The 18472-nt window shown below is 65.4% G+C and carries 16 protein-coding genes and 1 tRNA gene; 7 read left to right on the top strand and 10 right to left on the bottom strand.

The window, feature by feature from the left end:
• Nucleotides 1-7: 7 nt before the first annotated feature.
• A complete protein-coding gene (locus KF791_18080) occupies nt 8-1108 on the bottom strand; it encodes a 3-isopropylmalate dehydrogenase (protein ID MBX3734489.1) in 1101 nt (366 codons plus the stop codon).
• Nucleotides 1109-1303: 195 nt separating this feature from the next.
• Here KF791_18080 and KF791_18075 point away from each other — a divergent pair, with 195 nt between their 5' ends.
• Complete coding sequence (locus KF791_18075) at nt 1304-2557, top strand: NAD(P)/FAD-dependent oxidoreductase (protein ID MBX3734488.1); 1254 nt, start codon at nt 1304-1306, stop codon at nt 2555-2557.
• A gap of 40 nt (nt 2558-2597) precedes the next feature.
• Here KF791_18075 and KF791_18070 read toward each other — a convergent pair whose 3' ends face one another.
• From KF791_18070 to KF791_18040, 7 genes are all read right to left on the bottom strand, one after another.
• Nucleotides 2598-2921 (bottom strand): hypothetical protein, encoded by a 324-nt coding sequence (locus tag KF791_18070; protein ID MBX3734487.1) that lies wholly within the window; start codon nt 2919-2921, stop codon nt 2598-2600.
• A gap of 93 nt (nt 2922-3014) precedes the next feature.
• Nucleotides 3015-3827, bottom strand: coding sequence for a hypothetical protein (locus KF791_18065; protein MBX3734486.1), 813 nt, complete (start codon nt 3825-3827; stop codon nt 3015-3017).
• A gap of 246 nt (nt 3828-4073) precedes the next feature.
• Entirely contained in the window at nt 4074-4451 is a 378-nt protein-coding gene (locus tag KF791_18060; protein MBX3734485.1) for a hypothetical protein, read from the bottom strand.
• A gap of 214 nt (nt 4452-4665) precedes the next feature.
• Entirely contained in the window at nt 4666-6147 is a 1482-nt protein-coding gene (locus tag KF791_18055; protein MBX3734484.1) for a hypothetical protein, read from the bottom strand.
• A complete protein-coding gene (locus KF791_18050; protein MBX3734483.1) occupies nt 6144-8363 on the bottom strand; it encodes a c-type cytochrome in 2220 nt (739 codons plus the stop codon). The genes KF791_18055 and KF791_18050 overlap by 4 nt, the downstream gene beginning before the upstream one ends.
• Complete coding sequence (locus KF791_18045; GenBank protein ID MBX3734482.1) at nt 8360-8953, bottom strand: prolyl oligopeptidase family serine peptidase; 594 nt, start codon at nt 8951-8953, stop codon at nt 8360-8362. The genes KF791_18050 and KF791_18045 overlap by 4 nt, the downstream gene beginning before the upstream one ends.
• A gap of 18 nt (nt 8954-8971) precedes the next feature.
• Nucleotides 8972-10276 carry a hypothetical protein gene (locus tag KF791_18040; GenBank protein MBX3734481.1) on the bottom strand — a complete coding sequence of 435 codons (1305 nt, stop codon included), beginning with the start codon at nt 10274-10276 and terminating at the stop codon, nt 8972-8974.
• A gap of 114 nt (nt 10277-10390) precedes the next feature.
• Between KF791_18040 and KF791_18035 the strand changes: the two genes are divergently transcribed.
• Nucleotides 10391-11107, top strand: coding sequence for an AraC family transcriptional regulator (locus tag KF791_18035; GenBank protein MBX3734480.1), 717 nt, complete (start codon nt 10391-10393; stop codon nt 11105-11107).
• Nucleotides 11108-11749: 642 nt separating this feature from the next.
• On the opposite strand, the gene KF791_18030 is transcribed toward KF791_18035, so the two are convergent.
• Nucleotides 11750-11825 (bottom strand) — tRNA-Arg (locus tag KF791_18030).
• A 121-nt stretch (nt 11826-11946) separates the two neighbouring features.
• Between KF791_18030 and KF791_18025 the strand changes: the two genes are divergently transcribed.
• The 5 genes from KF791_18025 (at nt 11947) to KF791_18005 (ending at nt 17385) form a co-directional block, all read left to right on the top strand.
• Complete coding sequence (locus tag KF791_18025; protein MBX3734479.1) at nt 11947-12360, top strand: peptide chain release factor-like protein; 414 nt, start codon at nt 11947-11949, stop codon at nt 12358-12360.
• A 114-nt stretch (nt 12361-12474) separates the two neighbouring features.
• Nucleotides 12475-13434, top strand: coding sequence for an ATP-binding cassette domain-containing protein (locus KF791_18020; protein ID MBX3734478.1), 960 nt, complete (start codon nt 12475-12477; stop codon nt 13432-13434).
• A gap of 45 nt (nt 13435-13479) precedes the next feature.
• Nucleotides 13480-14226: an ABC transporter permease subunit gene (locus KF791_18015; GenBank protein MBX3734477.1), complete on the top strand. Its 747-nt coding sequence runs from the start codon at nt 13480-13482 to the stop codon at nt 14224-14226.
• 21 nt (nt 14227-14247) lie between these two features.
• Nucleotides 14248-16131 (top strand): Gldg family protein, encoded by a 1884-nt coding sequence (locus KF791_18010; protein MBX3734476.1) that lies wholly within the window; start codon nt 14248-14250, stop codon nt 16129-16131.
• A gap of 51 nt (nt 16132-16182) precedes the next feature.
• Complete coding sequence (locus tag KF791_18005; GenBank protein MBX3734475.1) at nt 16183-17385, top strand: DUF4340 domain-containing protein; 1203 nt, start codon at nt 16183-16185, stop codon at nt 17383-17385.
• Between the two features lie 47 nt (nt 17386-17432).
• Here the strand turns inward: KF791_18005 and KF791_18000 are convergent, their stop codons facing one another.
• On the bottom strand, nt 17433-18437 hold the full coding sequence (locus KF791_18000) for a tetratricopeptide repeat protein (protein MBX3734474.1): 1005 nt from the start codon (nt 18435-18437) through the stop codon (nt 17433-17435).
• Between the last annotated feature and the right edge of the window lie 35 nt (nt 18438-18472).

Here is an 18472-nt window from a genome sequence, read left to right as displayed (position 1 = left end):
TTTGGAATCACCCGGGTGTCGGATCGGAGATCTCGGCGGCGATCAACGCCGCCAGTTCCTGCGTGCCCACCCGCTGGCATCCCGGTTCCGCCAGGTCGTCGGTGCGGAAGCCGCGCCGCCACACCTGCTCGACGGCGAGGCGGATCCGCGCCGCTTCGCGGGTGGCACCGAACGTCTCGTGGAGCATCATGGCGAGGGCGAGGATCTGTCCGACCGGATTGGCCCGGTCCGTGCCGGCAAGGTCGTGGGCCGCACCGTGGTTCGTCTGATAAATCGCGGCGCCCGATGCCGAAAAGCTGCCCCCGTAGCACAGCCCGCGCGATCCGAGGAGGACGCCGCCGACGTCGGACAGGATGTCCCCGAACAGGTTTGGGGTGACGATCACATCGAAGCGGTGCGGATCCTGGATCAGGGCAAACGCGGCATAATCAATCTCGAGTTCACTGAGCTTCAGGGACGACCCCGCGGTCAACTCGCGGGCGCAGTCCAGCCACAGCCGGCTGATGGTCGGAACTCCATTGGGCTTCACGACCACGGTGAGATGGCCGCGCCGTTCGCGGGCCAGGCTGGTGGCGACCTGGAGGATGCGACGGACCTGCCCCTCATGGTAAAAGAACTCCTGCCTCGCGACCCGCCCGTTGTGTTCGCAGTGCGACTCATCCCAGACCCCCTGGTAGATGCCGCCGAGATTTTCGCGAACGACCAGGACATCCACGCCGTCGGCATGTCCGGGGCGGAGGCGTGAGGCCTGAAGGGGAACCCGGGAGGGGATCAGGGGGTTGAGTTTGCAATAGAGGCCAAACTGGCGGCGCGTTTCGTAGACGAACCGGTCGCCGCCCGCCCCGGCAAGAATGGCCCCGCCTGCCTCGAAAATTGCGGTGCAAAATTCGCAGGCCTGGTCCGACAGCGGCCGGCCGCATTCATGGATGGCCTGGATGCCGATGCTGCCGCCAAAGTGGAGTTCGCAGCGAGGTCCGTCGCCTGAAGCCTCCGAGGCGCGGAGCACCGTGAGGGCGGCCTCCACGACCTCGGGCCCGATGCCCTCACCGGGAAAGATGCCCAGGGTGCGGACGCTGGTTGGAGCCGTTCCGGGGGGAGGATCTGTCACCGCCCGGCTCCATCGGGCAGGCGTATTGGAAAGGGACATCGGTTGGAGGTCGCGCCATGAGAAATTGGCGACCGGTTCGTGTTACGGGGAGCCGGGAGCCGCGTCAATTGCCCGTTGTTGACGGGACGCGGCGAGCCTGCACGGGTCCGGACCCTGCCGTCCTTGTTTTTGGCCCACGACGTGAAAGGATGGGACATGACGACGACACCTCGTGTGGCTGTGCTGGGGGGCGGATTCGGAGGGCTTCGTTTTTGCCAGGCCTTCCAGCATCCCGGGGCGGAGGTGATCCTGCTCGATCGGCAAAATCACCACCTGTTTCAGCCCCTGCTGTACCAGGTCGCCACCGCCGGCCTTGCCGCCTCCGAAATCGCCCAGCCCATCCGCTCGATCCTGCGGGACCGGCTCCACGTCAGGGTCCACCTCGCCGAGGTGGAGTCCATCGTCCCGGCGGAACGGTGCGTCATCGCCGGCGGGCAACGCCTGACGTACGACTATCTGGTGTTTGCCCTTGGGGGACGTACGAGTTACTTCGGTCACCCGGAGTGGGAGGAATTCGCCCCCGGGCTCAAGTCCATCCATGACGCGCAGCGCATCCGGCGGGATGTGTTGATGGCCTTTGAGCGGGCCGAGAACACCGCACACCCCTTGGAACAGCAGCAGTTGATGACCGTGGTCGTGGTGGGCGGTGGGGCGACCGGCGTGGAGTTGGCGGGAGCCCTGGTGGAGCTGGCCCGCCATGTCTTGCGCCGCGATTTCCGGCGCATTGATCCCTCGCGGGCGCGGATCGTCCTCGTCGAGGGGGCCTCGCGACTGCTGGGGACGTTTCCCGCGGCGCTCTCCGAGAACGCCCGCATCACCCTGGAGCAGATGGGTGTCGAGGTGCGGTGCGCACTCCGGGTTCAGTCCATCGGGCCGGGCCGGGTGGAGTTCCATAACGGCGAGGTCATTGAGGCCGGCAACGTGATTTGGGCGGCCGGAATTGCCGCATCCGCGCTGACGGCGCAGCTCGGCGCGCCGCTGGACCGCAGCGGACGCGTCCGCGTGAATCCGGACCTGAGCGTTCCCGGACATCCGGAGATCTTCGTGATTGGCGATGCGGCCTCCCTGGAAGATGCCGCCGGGAATCCGGTCCCAGGCGTCTCCCCGGCCGCCATCCAGGAGGCCGTTCACGTGGCGCGGCAGATTGAAGACGAACTGGGGGGGCGGCCCAACCGGCGTCCGTTCCGCTATTGGGACAAGGGAAGCATGGCGACCATCGGGAGATTTGCGGCGGTGGCGAAGATCGGGCCCATGGAATTTTCCGGATATCCCGCGTGGCTGGCGTGGCTTTTGGTCCACCTCGTATTCCTCGTGGGCCTGCGCAACCGGATCGCCGTGTTCGGGCAATGGTGCTACAGCTATATCATGTATCGCCGCGGTGCCCGGATCATCTTCGGTGGGAACTCCTAGGCCTAGGAGGCGAAATCCCTGAAGGGCGGACGCCAGATCCTCAATCCCGGTCAAATAGTGGATCAATCCCTCGGGGATTCCCAGCCGAGGGCGTTCTTTCTTGGTGCAACCCCTTCTCCACCTGGGTAATAGAAATCTGCCGCGCATCGGTGGTCACCATCTGGTCGCAGAACATCCACCCCCGAAGCCCCGTTGGGCCGAGGTTCCAATCATGTTTTGCACCTGACGGAATGGCCTCGCCCAGGGTGAAGTCGGGGTTGGCTTGGCTGCCCTTCGGCGTTGCGGCGGAGACGCCGGCGGGAACTGCCAACAGCACGGCAGCCACGCAGGACGTCAGGGACTTCAGGGTGATGGATTGATTCATGGGAGCGGCCAAGGAAGTCGGCGTTGAAGGTCAACCGATCAGGCCCGATGTAGTGGAGGGAAGGGGCTGCGACACTGACCGGGGTGGGAGCGGTCATTTCTGGAGCTTCTTCGGGAGAGAGGTCGAAGGGGATGGACTCGATCCTGCGGCCGTTGCGGCGGGCGGAACCTTCGGGCGAAGTCGCAGGGTGACGCTCGAGCCAACGGCGGGCAGGTTCGTCGCGTCAACTTGCCACAGGAGCGCTTCAGTGTCCTGGCTGTGAATCGCCGGCAGGCAAAGCAATTCGTCGCCGAAGGTCGAGAGAGTGATCACATTGCCGCTTTCGTCGCTCAAGTATCGGCGCGGCCCCGGGCCTTCGCCATATAAGACGGAGCCGGCAAAGAGAAAAGTGTGCGTTGGGAACGCAGGCTGCATCTCCGCAGAAACGGAGTCGCCGGACCTCTTGCTGGAGGGGGCGACGAATTTGCTGATGGGGTGCTCGACAAAGGTCCCCGCCTCGTCGTTGAGCAGCAGAAAGACGTCCACCGGCCCGCCGCTGGGTGGGACGTCAAACCAGCGCTCGGATTCATCCCCAAGCTGCTGGCGCGTCGCCGGACTTCCAGGTTTGGCGCCCAGCAGCAGGAGCGCCGCGTGAATGTGCATCGGTTTGGCCTTGATGGCGACGATGGACTCGTGCTCCTTGGTCCCCTTGGTGCAGGCCACCAACTCCAGCACGCCTCGATGAAGGCAGACGGAACTCTCCACATCCACGCATCGCTCCTGAACGTTGATCGTCAACCCTGGAAACTTGAGGTTCTGCAAGGCGGCCTGGAGGGCGGCATTCGTGGCGCCTCCGGCGGGTCCTGGCCGGCTGGTGGGGCTCGTCTGGGAGGCGATCGGGTCCCCGCATTGCGCAACAAAGGACATCGCCAGCGCCGACCACAACCTCACCAGACCCGCTGGCCCCATTCTGTGCGCTCGATGGTTCATCCTGGGCACGCGTTCTTCAAGACCCTTGCCAAACTCGGTTGTCGCACCCGCCCGCCTGCTGGCGGTGGCTTGGATCGGACTCCAAGGCCGTCCACTCGACGCGGTCCAGCAATGCGGCAACTCCAATCACCTGCGACCGGAGATCGAGCCAAGAGACGTCAGGAGGCCGGTGGCGGCGGATCTTCACGGCATTTTCCATTCAAGCAGTTCCAATGCCATTACGGCATAGCTTGTGACGAGTACCGAGTCCGCCTCCCACCACCGCGGTTCAGGATTCACCCACGAGCCATCGGCTTGCTGAAGCTGAAGCAAGCGCCGGGCGACCTCATCCCGCCAGGGGACTTCGGCGCCATGGCCCAGCGGGAGACGATCCTCACCGGAGGCGGTCAGCGCCTTGGTCAGCAAATACAGGTAGTAGAAGTAGCCCTGCTGCCCCATCCCGGGGTTTTCCTCCAGGGTGTAGTTTGATCGGAGCCAGTCCTTGACAGCGACGACACGTGGATCGTCTTCATGGCCGTCAAGACCAAGGCGGTGACCGCAGGTTGACCAGGCGTGGACCACCAGCCATTTGAATTCTGTGCCCTTTGAAGGAAGGAGTGTCCATGCTCAATGGCGGCCTGCACCTCCCGCCGCGTCGGCGCATTGGTCCTCATGGATGGCGTGGGCGGCTGGGCCTTCAAATCCTGATAAAGACCACAAAACAAGCCGGCAGCCAGAAGCGCTGTCTGAATTGCTGCGTGCCACGGAAGCGCAACGCCACTGAAGCGGATCGTTTTCATTCGGGGATTTCGTTCAGTGTATAATAGGCGCGGTCGTGCAACAGCAGCTCGCCGTCCCGGGATTTGAAATCCGGCAGGTGAAAGTCGTGAACGTGCCCCGGCACGAGGTTCTTCACCCGCAGGCGGACGCTGATGCTGTCCGCTGCGACCTCGGCGGCGGTAATGGTGGGGTGAGTGTGGTCCACCTCGGGACTGCCATAGCCCTGGTGGTAGATGTGGGTATAGGTTTGGAGCAAATAGCTCTCCGGGCGGGCGGCGAGCACGGCATCCACGGGGCGGGTGAAGCGCAGGGCGAAGCCGTCCGGTTGGGCCCGGATGTCAAGGATCTCGAACGGCGTTTTGCCGGTCCAGTCGAGACGCTGGAGCAGGTTGTCCTTCATGCCGCGCACGGGCCAGCCGCGGTTCGTGCCGCCGGCGATGAGCTTCCCCTTCGGCGTGAAATGCACCGCAAGAATCCCGGTGCCCAACCCCTCGCGAAAGGGATAACATGCGCCCTGCCACACGCCGTTGACCCGCTCGGTTGTCGCGCGCATCACAAGGCTCAACGAGTAGTCGCCGACGAAGATCTGGTTTTCGAACGGACCGAACAACCCGCCCGCGCGGCAGACCTCGAACCCGGAAATCGAGCGGCCCATCTTCTTGTAGGGAAATACCACCGCGTAGGGAACGAGTTCGTTCACGCGCTGGCGCTCGGTCTCCAGGCGCGACGGCGAATTCGGCATCACCGGCGTCGCACCCATGTTCGTCGCAAACGGATACCAGTTGAAGCTGATGGGGTGCCCCATGAAGCCGCCGGGCCTGAGGTGCTTGAGCGAACACGAGCCATTCCATGGCCCCTGGCTCTCGGCGTAGAACAGTTCACCATGCTCGTTGGGCCCAATGCCGAGCGGACTCCGGAGGCCACTGCACAACGGGAGGGTCTTTCCGTCCGGTGTGATCTTGAGCGCCCAACCCCGGAAGAGCTCCTTCGAGTGGTAGGATTCGGACAGCCCGAGCGCGACGTAGAGATTTCCCGCCGCATCCAACTTCGATCCGAGCGCAAACTCGTGATAATGTCCGAAGCCCCAGGCATCGCTGATCGTATCGTACCGGTCGGCGCGACCGTCACCGTTCGTGTCTGCGATGCGCGTGACCTCGGCTGCGTGCGTGGCGTAGAACGCGCCGTCGCGCCAATCCAGCCCGAGCACTTCATCCAGCCCGCTGGCGAACGTGCTCGCCTTCGGATTCGGGATTTCATCGTCAATGCCGCTGAATAGAAGGATTTCCCCGCGCCGGGTCCCGACAGCGAGCCGTCCATCCGGCAGCGAAGCGAAGCTGCCGGACTCCAGATACACGCCCTCCGGCATCGGAATATTGACCAGTCGGTAGCAGGCGGCCTCCCGTTCCGACGTGCCCCACGAATCACCAAACTCCTCGGAGGCGGTGACGAGGAGCGGGAACAGGCAGAGGCAGAGGCAGGTGAGAAAAGGACGACTCATGGCTTTGCGTTGAGGCGGTAATCCAATCTCAACTCGCCGTCCGTCACGGGGAGGAGAAGTTCGTTGGCGTCTCCGGTGCCTCTCACCGTGCCCGGCCCGGAGAGGCGAACCACCAGACTCCTTCCAACCGCGAACTCGTTCGCTCCACGTGGCTCGATGGAGTTGTCGGCGGCAACGCGGAAGTAGAGGCCGGCGGGCGGGGCACCAGGAAACCTCAGGGTGCGTTCGAGGCGAGGGTGCCCGGAGATGGTTCGTTCGATGAAGAAGTCTTCCACCGCAAACCCGTCCACGACATAGCGGAACGTTGGACGTTGCTGGTCGTCGAGGGTGTAGCCCTTGAACGAATTCGGCCGCGGTCGGGGTGTTGGATCAGGAACCGGCCAGGCCGCGTCCGGCTGCGCGAGGACGGCGAAGGCAGGCCCGGGAGGGAACATGATGGCGTCTTGGCCGAGAATGCGCGCCTGCCCTGCGCCCTGGCCGCGCCAGAGTCCGGAAGCCTCAATGAATCCGCCGCTCCAGACGGACGCGAGGCGCATCTGCTCCGCATCGAACGAGAGGTTGATGCCGCCGGGGTAGCCGACTCCGATACCCCGCTTGCCAATGCCCGGAAAGGCGCGGCGAATGATGACGGCTTCGTCCGTCACCGTGATGACGAGCGGCTCCAGCACCAACCCGGCGGGTTCGCTCGCATCAGGCCCTTGTGCGAGGTATTGCCAAAGCGCGTCCCGCTGTTGGCCGGAGTCACCGCCGAGCACGTTGGTCAGCGGGGATTTTCCGTCCGGCCAGAACGCTGGCATGATCGTAAGCGGCGAGAACATCTGCGGCTGCGCGAGGTAATGGTGAAACCAGTTCTCCTCCAGCCGCTCCGTCATCGTCATCAAGTCCAGGGCCTGGATCGCCCCGGCGCGCTTCTCGCGGAAGGTGTGGCAGGCGATGCAGTTGAAGCTTTTGCTGCCCACGAGTTCACGGCCGACCTCGCGCGGCCGGCGGGTCTCGCCGACGCGTGTGAACACCGCTGGCGGCAGCGTGTCGAGGGCCTTCAGACCGGCCACGAGCGGCCGGGCATTCGGGGAGCCGAATTTTGGCATGCGTGTGTGCAGATACGGCCGGGCGGACGCACCGTGCGCAATGACATCGTGCAGCCACAGCGCCTTGAGCTTGGCGCCGACGCCGGTGAGCGACGGCGGCAGGCGGCCCTGCTCACCCAGATTTTCGTCCTCGCCGGTGAAATATTCGTCGCGATCGGCCGCGACGCCGCCCAGTCCATCGCGTTGATGGCAGGCGACGCAATTCAACTGCGTGAGCGCCAGTTGCACCTCCTCGGCGGGCGTCCAGATCTTTGCGTCCTCGGCGAGCACCGCCCGCAGCGAGGCGCGTTGATTCTCCGCGAGCGGATAATGCGGCCATGCGCCGCGCGTGCCCGAAAGGCAGCCCTCACTGGCGCGCAGTTCGGCAAGGGCCGTGAGCACGGGTGGAGCGAGCTGCTCGTCCGTTCGGTGGCAGGCCTGGCACCGATGCTCGGCAAACAGCGCCTTGCCACGCACCGCGAGCACCGGGTCAGGTGAAAACGCGGTCGGGGGCGTCTGCTGTTCGCGCAGCAGGAAGCTCGCAACGTCCGTCGACTCCGCCCGTTCGAGCTGACCATCCGGCATCCGACCGCCGGGCCAGATGTCGAGCGGCCGTTCCAAGAATGCCGCGAGACTCGCCACGGTGTATTTTTCCGCCAATGGACCCAGCGGCACCGAGCCGGACAGCGTCCTCTCCGGCGAATGACAGGCCACGCACCCGACCGAGTGATACAACTTCCCGCCGCGCTCCACCGCATCCGGTTGTGGCCGCCCTGACACCCCGGGCTGACCCAACGTGGCGAGGTAATGCGCGAGCGCGTTTGCCACGTCCTCGCGCTGCGCCTCCGGCAGGTGCGCAAGCACATCCGGCATCGTCGTACCCGGCTTGACGCCTGATGGCGACGCGAGAAACCGCCGCAGGTGTGCCCCGTTTGCCCGCGCCCCGACCTCCGACAGGTCCGGTCCCGGTTTCGCGAGAAACGCCTTCTGTCCGCTGGCGTGGCAGGAAGTGCAGCCCAATTCGCTCACGAGCACGGCGCCGGCCAACGGTTCCATGCCCCCGCGCTCCAACCCGGCGATGAACGGCGATTGGGCGTGAACAAGCCCACACAGGACCGCCGCGCAAAAGGTCCACAGTACAGCCTTCATCCTTCGTCCTCTCCGGGTCCGGGGACCATCCGTCTTTGGCCGGTGGGCAGGTGCTGGTGCCGGTGGCGGGTCAGCGTGCTGTGGAAGTGCCGGAGGGTGGGGGTCCCGTCCGGGACGCGGTGCGGGCGGTTCGGATACGCCATGACGGTGAACGGTGTGTTTCGCGCAAGGAGTTCGTTCATCAGCATTTCTGGGACCCGGTAATGGCCGTTGGCGTCGCCAGTGCCGTGGACCAGGAGCAGATTGCCCCGCAGATGCTGCGCGTGCGTCAACGGCGAACTCTCGCATTCGCCTGTGGAGCGATCGCCTGGCAAGCCCATGTAGCGCTCGTGGCAAAAGGTGTCGTGGGGAAGCGGATTCGCCTTCGGAGCAACGGCGATCGCTGAGAAATAGAGGTCGGGACCATGGACGATGGCGTCCAGGCTCATGCTGCCGCCGCCGATCCAGCCCCAGACGCCCACGCGGCTGGCATCGGACTCCGGCCAGCATCCGGGCATCGCGCGCACGGCGGCGGACTGGTCGTGCGTTGCGAGGGTGCCAATCCGCCGATACAGGCTCCGTCGCCACGCGCGTCGCGCCGCTCTTGGGATTGGCGACCTTCACGAGATTCACGGCTCCCGCGGGGAGCGCAGCATCCGCAGGTTCGCCTCCGCGAAGGCGCGGCCCATGAGCGCGAACGTCTTCGCGCAGCCAAGGTAGTGGTAGCCGGCGTTGGAAGCGCCGCGTTTCCACAGGGCTTCCTCGGCGGGGGAGAGGAGGTCGGCCTCATACTGCTTCAGAAATGCCTGCTTCATTTCATCGGTCATCCTGCCGTCGGCGTTGGCATGATCCTTGTGCTTCGAATCGAGAAACCAGGCCATCTGGCTCACCTGCTCGCGCTTCCGGTCAATGGCCCCGAGCTCCTCGCACCAGAACGGTGCCGTCTCCACGGCGAGGACGCTGCCCGCGAATTCCGGCAGCGCCGCCGGGGCCGCCATGGCCCTGCGGAACTCGATGGTGTCCGTGTCTGCGCTCATGCCGCCCACGCCCATCACGCCGATGACAAACGGCATTTTCGGCGCGCTCAGGTCGTGGCGCACGTCGCGGATGAAATGCGCGAGCCACTCGCTGTAGCGGTCGAAGCGGCCCGGTTGGCCGTGGGCCGGATAAACGTGGCCGTCCACCATGTCGTTAAACCCCTGGAGCCAGACGAAGCCCGCGAGTTCATAGCCCTGTGCCGCGTCGTATTCGGGGACGATGCGCGCCGGGTCGGCGAGCACCTTTTTCACATGGTCCATCATCAGCCGGTAGAAGCGCCCGGTGTCCTTCGCCTTCTCTGCGAGCCACACGTCCATGTCCTTTGGAACGCCGTGGCCCGGCGGGCCGTAGTAGAGCCTTTTCTGGTGGTCGTTCAGCTCATAGGGCCCCGCGCTCGGCGGACGGAAATCCGTGTGCAGGCTCTTTCCGCCCCAGGCCACCTTGATGAGGAGCACCGGCTCCGCGAATGCGGCATCCATCGTGAGCCCGAAGGTGAACTCCGGACCGATCTTCCCGCCGTCCTCCGTCGGAGTGTCCCGCGCGCCGTAACCCGCGGTCAGCTTGCCCAGTCCCTCGCCGTTGGCGCTCCCGTCGTAGTAGCCGGTGAAGTAGGAGATCCAGACGCCTTCGCACACGGCTGGCCTGCCTTCCGGGCCGCGCATCAGCCTCAACAGCGGCGCCGTCGTCGGGTCATCGCCAAGGTAGTCAAAGGTCTCGACCCGCGCGTGCCCTTCCATGTTCGACTGGCCTGCCAGGATGAAGACCTTGAGCGGTCGCGGTGCCGCAGAGGCGACCCATGCGACTCCGAGGCACACCCCGGCGATCAGGCACCGCGTGAGGGACCCAACAGCCGGCGAACGCCACGGGGCGTGGGTGCGGGAGGCGCGTGTCTTCATCCCATGGTGTTTACGCTTGGACTCGTCCGCCGTCTTGGAGTTGAATGACAGCCAGCCGTGAAAACGCGCCCAGCGAAGTCGCCGGCTGCAGCGGTTCCCGGTGTCGCGCCGCCGGTGGACGCCGCGCTACTGGAAAGCCTCTTTGACCAGGCTCCGGACGTGGCGTTCTTCATCAAGGATGCGACCGGACGGTACCTGGTGGTCAACCATTCCCTCGTCGAACGGCACGGACTGCGCCACAAGTCCCAAGTGCTCGGCAAGCGGCCAAGCGAGATTTGTCCCGGTGAGTTTGGCCACATCCCTGCCGCGCAGGACGCGGCCGTGTTGCAGACCGGCCGCCCGCTCCTGGACCATCTCGAACTGCACTGGTCCACCCCGCACAAGCCCGGGTGGTGCCTCAGTACGAAGCTACCGATGCGTGATGCCGCCGGGAAGATCATTGGTCTGATCGGCATCTCGCGCGACGTTCGTGCGCCCATCGGGACACGGGAAATCCCCGTTGACTTCGCCGCCGCGCTCGACCAGTTCAAGAAGAAACTCGCAGAACCCGCGACGCCCTCGGCCCTGGCCCTTCGAGCGCGGCTTGCCCCATCCCGGTTTGCACGCCTGATGAAGCGGTTCTTTGGCCTCACCCCCAGCCAATTTATTGCGAAGACACGCGTCGCCGCCGCGTCGCGCCTGCTGCGCGAGACGGAACAGAGCGTGGCCGCCATCGCGCTGGCCTGCGGCTTCTATGACCATAGCGCCTTCACTCGGACCTTCCGCGCCCTGACCGGGGTGACGCCGACACAGTTTCGTGCAGGTGGAGTGGCGGGGCTTTGGCCCGGCTGAATTCCGATTCCGTCCACCGTCCGCGTTTCCGCGGCCGGCCTCCCTGCCTGCAACGCACTGCAATTGGCCGCGGCGGCCAGGGCAATCCACTGCCACTTCGTCCGCGAAGCCGAAAAGCGGAACCGCCGGGCCTCACCGGGGCGAAGTTGACCGGAACACCGGCCACAGCTGCCGCCTCAGGCACCCGCTTTCCATTGTTCCCAACCCTTCCGGAGCACCTCCCGCCCCCGACTCGGGTGCATAGCCCAGCCTGAACACCGGCCCAAGGGCTGCCAAGGATGGGTGAGCGTTGCGCTTCCGGCCGGGGTCGGGTCCGAACGGGATTGCTCCGGCAATCCCCGCACACTGGCACTGGCGCTCGGGTTGCAGGACGCCAAAGCCCCATCCTCCGGACCACGACCCCAACTCACCCCACCATTCTTCCCCTCCAATCCTTGTGATTGACCTACTGAACGACAATGGGGTCGCAACGGACCGGTTGACCGGTGGACTCGTGGAGGGAAATCGGGGAATGGGTTCCGGTCGTGGGCCAGAAGGGCCCTCAAGCGGGACATTTCGTCCCGACATTTCGTCCCGCGTGGGGACCACCAGCGACCTCACTTCCAAGGCGCCCCCGTGGATGCCACCAGCGGCGTCTTGCAATGGTACCCCGACCAGGAATTGAACCTGGATCGTCGGTTTAGGAAACCGCTGCTCTATCCATTTGAGCTATCGGGGCGCACGAGGGCGGCGAGGGAAGTGAACCGGGTTTGCGCGAACACCGCAAGATCGGGGGGGCAGATCGGGGGGGCGCGGCATCCGGGATGGAACTTTTTGCGGCGTTCCGCCAAGCTCCCCGGATGTCGCGTGAACCCGAAAGCGCACCCGTGGAGGACGATCTCTCGCGCCGCATGGCCGCCCTGGGCCTCCGCGAGGAGGATGTGGACGAGACCTTCGTCCGGTCCTCCGGGCCGGGTGGCCAGAACGTCAACAAGGTTGCCACCTGCGTGCAATTGGTCCATCGGCCCACCGGGGTCCGCGTCCGATGCCAGTCCAGCCGGCATCAGGCGGCCAACCGCCGCCGCGCGCGCGAGCTGCTGGTGGCGCGTCTGGAGGCCCGGCGCGATGCGCTCCGGTCGGCGGCCCGGTCGGCGGCGGAGGCCCGGCGGCGCGCGAGCCGTCCGCGTCCGCCCGCCCTGCGCCGGCGTCTGCTGGAGTCCAAGACCCGGCGTGGACGCACCAAACAGCTTCGACGGCCGCCAGGGGTGGATTGACGCCACCCGCTTTTTCCGGGTCCCGCAGGCAGGCCGGCTCTTGACGGTGGAAAACTTCTTTCTATTTCTTTCCCGAACTTTCGCTCAGACTGTCATTCGAACGGCTTCTATCGCATGATTATCGTCGAGGAACTGGTGAAGGACTTTGGCCCCAAGAGGGCCGTGGATCGCGTGTCTTTCAGCGTACAGAAGGGGGAGATCCTCGGCTTTCTCGGGCCCAACGGCGCCGGGAAGTCCACAACGATGCGGATGATCACCGGCTTCTTTCCGCCGACCTCCGGTCGGGTGACCGTTGGCGGCCATGACATGGCCGAGGATCCCATTCCGGCGAAGCGGTTGATCGGGTATCTGCCCGAAAGCGCGCCGTGCTACAGCGACATGACGGTGCACGGCTTTTTGTCGTTCTCGGCGGAGATGCGCGGTCTGCACGGCCCGGCTCGGGAGGAGGCGGTCCGGCGCGCGGTGGGCCTGTGCTTCCTCGAAGGCGTGCTGCACCAGTCGGTGGACACCCTGTCGAAGGGCTTCCGCCATCGCACCTGCCTGGCGCAGTCCATCATCCATGACCCGCCCGTCCTGGTGCTCGACGAGCCGACCGACGGCCTCGACCCGAACCAGAAGCACGAGATCCGCCAGTTGCTGAAGCGCTTCGGCAGGGACAAGGCGATCATTTTCTCCACGCACATTTTGGAGGAGGTGGATGCAGTGTGCAGCCGGGCCATCATCATTGACCGCGGCAAGGTGGTCGCCAATGGCACCCCCTCCGAGCTGCGGGCGCGTCATGAACTCGCCGGCAGCATCCAAGCGCGGATCCACGGGGCCGGCGTCGACAGCGTGCGAGGCAAGGCCCACGCCCTCCCGGGGGCGGCCCGGGTGACGGTGTCGGGCGACAACGGCATCGTGTCCCTGCGCGTGTTTCCCAAGGATCGTGGGGGCGCGACCGATGTGGCGCGGGCGCTGTCGGACCTCGCGACCCGCGAGGGCTGGCGTTTCGAGGAGTTGCGCATCGAGGAGGGCCGCCTCGACGACGTCTTTCGCGGCATCACCCGTCCGGAATCCGCGCGGCCCGGCGAGTAGCCCGGCGGCCTCCATCGTTGTTCACCCAAGCCTGATCCGTCCCGTATGTCCGAATCCCTCCGCAATGTCTGGACCATCGCGAAACGCGAGTTGGTGGGGTATTTCAACTCCCCGGTCGCCTACGTGTTCATCGTCATCTTTCTCCTGCTGAACGGCTTCTTCACCTTCATGCTCGGGAACTACTTCCTGCGAGGGGAGGCCAATCTGAACGCCTTCCTCATGTGGCATCCGTGGCTGTACCTGTTCCTGGTGCCCGCGGCCGGCATGCGGCTGTGGGCGGAGGAGCGGCGGGTGGGCACCCTGGAGCTGCTTTTGACGATGCCGATCGCCGCCTGGCAGGCGATCCTGGGCAAGTTTGTCGCCTGCTGGGCCTTCATTGCGCTGGCCTTGTTTCTGACCTTCCCCGTGGTGATCACCACGATGTATCTGGGAGATCCCGACGTGGGCATGATGTGGACGGGGTACCTGGGGAGCGTGCTGCTGGCCGGGGCGTATCTCTCGGTGACGGTGATGACCTCGGCGATGACCCGGAACCAGGTGATCTCGTTCATCCTGTCCGTGGTGATCTGTTTCTTTCTGATCCTGGCCGGCTGGGAGCCGGTGACGGACCTGATGGTGCGATGGGCGCCCGAGTGGCTGGTCAGCACCGTGGCGTCGTTCAGCGTCATGCCCCACTTCGCGGGATTTCAGCGCGGCGTGGTGGACATTCGTGACCTGCTGTTTTTTGGCAGCGTCATCACTTTCTGCCTCTTCGCGACCAGCGTGGTGCTCCGCGGCCTGCGCGCGGCCTGATCCCGAATCCTCCGAACCGAGATGAAATCGTCGAAGCTTCAGACCCTGTTGTTCTCCGCCGCCGGCGTCCTGTTTGTGTTCATTGCGCTGGTCGGGCTGAACCTGATCTTCAGCCCTGCGCGGCTGCGGTTGGACCTCACCGGGGACAAGCTGCATACGCTGTCCCCGGGCACCCGGGAGATCCTGCGAAGGCTCGACGGACCGGTGGAGGTGCGGTTCTACGTCAGCCAGGGCAAGGACCGGATGCCGCAGGCGCTCAAGACCTATGTCCAGTCGGTGGATGATCTGCTGGCTGAATTCCGCGCGGAGTCGGGCAACAAGATCGAGATCCGGAAGATTGATCCGGAACCCGACTCCGAGGCGGAAGACTCCGCGCGTCTCGACGGGGTGCAGGGGCAGCCCCTCCCGAATGGCGAGGAGTTCTATCTGGGCATTGCGGTGGAGAATCCGCCCGACAAGGCGGTGCTGCCCTTCCTCGCCCCGCAGCGCGAAAAGCTGCTGGAATATGATTTGGCGCGTGCCGTGTCCCAGGTGCTGAGCACCAACCGGCCGGTGGTCGGCGTGATGAGCCCCCTGCCGGTGATGGGCGGGGCGATGAACCCCATGATGATGATGCAGATGGGCCGCCAGCAGCAGAGTGAGCCCTGGGTCTTCGTATCGGAATTGCGCCGCGATTTCGACGTGCGCTCGGTGCCCATGGACGGCACGCCCGTGGATTCCGACATCCGGGTCCTGATGGTCATTCACCCCCGGGACATCTCGGATGCCGCGCAGTTTGCCCTCGATCAGTTTGTGCTGCGCGGCGGCAAGCTGATGGTCTTCGTGGATCCCCTCTGCATCTCCGACGTCCAGCGCCAGCAGCCGAATCCGATGGGCCTCAACTTCGGGACGAGTTCGTCATTGCCGAAGCTCTTCCAGGCCTGGGGATTCGATTTCCCGGCGCAGGTGGTGGCCGACACCCAGTTCATGCGCGAGCTCGGCGGTCGCGACGGCCGGCCGCAGCCTGTGCCCGGGTTCCTGTTCGTCAATGCCTCGGGGATTGACCAGAGCAGCGTGGTGACCGCCCAGGTGGACGACGTCTGGATGCCGTTTCCCGGGGCGCTCCAGGGAACCGCGGCCGCGGGCCTGAAGGCGGAGCCGTTGCTGTTCAGCACCAAGGATTCCCAGCTGGTGGACGGCATCACCGCGCAACTCAATCCGGAAAAGGTGCTTCAGGACTTCCGGCCGTCGGGGGTCGTTTACAATCTGGCGGTGCGGCTGGGCGGCCGCTTCAAGACCGCCTTTCCCGACGGGAATCCGTCGGGATCCGACACCAACGCCCCTGCGGGTCCGGCGGACCTCAAGGAGGCGTCGTCGGACAACGTGGTGTACGTGTTTGGCGACGCCGACATGCTGGCCAACAACTTCACCGTGCAGATCAACCAGATGATGCGGATTGCGATGCCGCTCAACGCGAACCTGAGCCTCGTGCAAAATGTCGTCGAACAAGCGGCGGGCGACGCGAGCCTGGTGGGCGCCCGCAGTCGCGCTTCGGTGCGGCGTCCGTTCACCGTGGTGCGCGAAATGGAGTCGCGGGCCCGCAATGCCTATCAGAACAAGATCGCCGAGCTGGACCGCAAGCTGCAGGACCTGCAGGGCGAGTTGAGCAAGATCCAGGTCCGCCAGGAGGGGGAGACGGCGCGGGTGATCCTGTCGCCGGAACAGCAGCAGGCCCTCAAGAATTACACGGCGCAACAGGCGGAGACCCGCAAGGAACTGCGCAACACCCGCCGCAATCTCCGGCAGGATGTGGACTCCCTCGAAAACCGCCTCAAGTGGGTCAACATCGCCGCCATGCCGGTGCTCGTCAGCGTGGTGGGCATTGCGCTGGCGGTGGTGCGCCGCCGGCGGATGGCTGCGCGTTGATCGGTTGGTGATCCTTTTTCGAACGATGCCGGAACCGGCTTCCATGCAACGATGAAACCGAAACAATTCCTCCTGTTGCTCGTCGCCGCCCTCGTGCTTGGCGGCGGTGGCCTCTGGGTGCTTCGCCAGCGGAGTGCCACCTTTGACCGCTCCCGTGGCGCCATGGGCGGCAGCCTGCTGGGCACGTTCGACGGCAGTCAGGTGGCTGCCCTCCGCATCCGGCAGGGATCCAATACGGTCAACGTGGTCCGCGAGGGCGACCAGTGGGTCGTCCGCGAGCGCGGCAACTACCCCGCCAACGTCGCCGACCTCGGCGCATTCCTTCAGAAGCTCGACGGCCTCAAGATCGCGCGACCGGTCAATGTGGGGGCCTCCCGTTTGCCCCTGCTGGATCTCACGGCCGATGCCGCCACGGTGGTGGATCTGCTGGGGTCCGATGGCCAGCCGGTGAAGTCCCTGCGGCTTGGACGCCAAAGCACCAAGGCCGGTGGCGGTGCCGATGACTTCATGATGGGGGGCGGCTTTCCCGACGGCCGGTATGTGCAGGTCGGCGAGCTGGTGGCGCTCGTGGGCGATCCGCTCAGCAATGCCCGCCCCAATCCTGCCGACTGGATTGCCAAGGAGTTCATCAAGGTCGAACAGCCCGTCCGGGTCCAGATCCGGCATCCGGAGTCCGCCCACAGCTTCACCCTGAGCCGGACCAACGAGTTCGCGGATTGGGTGCTCGCGGATCCCGCGGATGGCGAGGCCCTGGACAAAAACAAGCTGTGGAGTTTCTCGTCGCTGATGGGGTCCGCCAGCTTCACGGATGTCCTGTTGGAGCCCGACCTGGCGGCGCTCGGCCTGGACGCTCCGGTTGAGGCGCAAATCACGACCGCAGGCGGACTCGTTTACGACATCAAGGTGGGCGCGCAGGATGGCGATGGTTACCCGGTGCAGGTGTCGGTGACGGGAGACTTTGAGTCGGAGCGCACGCCGGGGGCCGAGGAATCGGCCGAGGACAAGGAGCGGCTGGACCAGGAGTTCAAGGACAAGCGAGCCGGGCTGCAGAAAAAGTTGAAGGCGGAGCAGGCGCTTGGGAAGTGGACCTATCGGTTGAGCCAGTGGTCCGTCGAACCGCTGCTGAAGAAGCGGTCGGAACTGTTGGAGGCGCCGAAGTCCGATGCGGATGCCCCCGCGCCGTCCGGCGCGATATCCGACCCGGATGACGATGCGCCGCTGCTGCCATTTCCGTTGTTTCCGGATCCGAATTAGGCCTGAGGTTCGAGGGATGAAAGGGGCCCTGGCTATCCATTGACGCCTCAAGGGGCGGGGGCGGCAGATTCCTGTCGCTCGGCGAGAGAGCGGAGCAGCCGGTCGCGGACGACGGAATGGACGTCATTGGTGACGCGACCCAGGCTGGCGCGGGCTTCGTCGAAGCGCCCGCCCCTCAGGTGCCAGCGGGCAAAATGCAGTTCCACGCCTTCGCGATCTTCATCTGTGGGTGCGATGGCGAGGGCGTTGGTCCAGGCCCGAAGCGCGGTGTCCTGAAGCCGCAGTTCTGCCGCCGTCCGTTCGCCGGGCGTCCCGTCGTCGGGCAGGCGCCATCCGTAGTACGTCTGGGCGACATCTGCCGCGAGCTGGAAGTTGAACGGGTCGAGTGCGATCGCCTTCTGGTAGAGTTCAAAGGCCTTGCGGAAGACCGTCTGCTCGTCGCAGCGGAAGTAGTTGGTGGCGTCGCGCCGGAACATGAACACCAGCGTGCCGAAGTTGTGAAGGTACACCGGCTCATCCGGGTTGAGCCGGATCGCCTCCTCGTAATAGGGGAAGGACTTCTCCACGGGGCCGATGTGCGCGTACACATTGGCCAGGTTGTTCCACGTTGCGGGGTTGGCCGGTTCCAGGGATCGGGCCCGTTCCCACTGCGCGATCGCCTCCTCTTCGTCCCCGAGTTCGTTGAGAAAGCTGCCGAAGGCCAGCCGTGCGCGCGCGTGACGCGGATGCGACGCAATGAACCGTTCGTAACGATGGCGCACCGGTGCGGCACGCTCGCGGATGCGAGCCGACAACGTCAGGGGCAGCGGGGGCAGGGCGGTCGTCGCGGCATCGTCGGCGCCGGTCACCAGTCGCTCGATGTCCTGAAGGGCTGCTTCGTCCTCGGTGAGGATCGCCTGGAGTTCCAGTTCGACGGGATCGGGGGTCGCCGTTGCGGCCACGGCTGCGGATGGGGCTTGGAGTCCGAGGGGGGCTGCCATCCGGTTGCTGAGGGCTGCCGGACCATTGGTCGCCAGCAGCAACATCAGGGCGGCGGACAGCGCATCACTCATGCGCCAGGGCATACCCTCTTTCTGCAGTTCTGGCG

This window comes from Verrucomicrobiia bacterium (assembly GCA_019634635.1).
Taxonomy (GTDB): Bacteria; Verrucomicrobiota; Verrucomicrobiia; order Limisphaerales; family UBA9464; genus UBA9464.
Note: the sequence above shows the minus strand (reverse complement) of the source record. Positions and strands in the feature narration are given on the sequence as shown.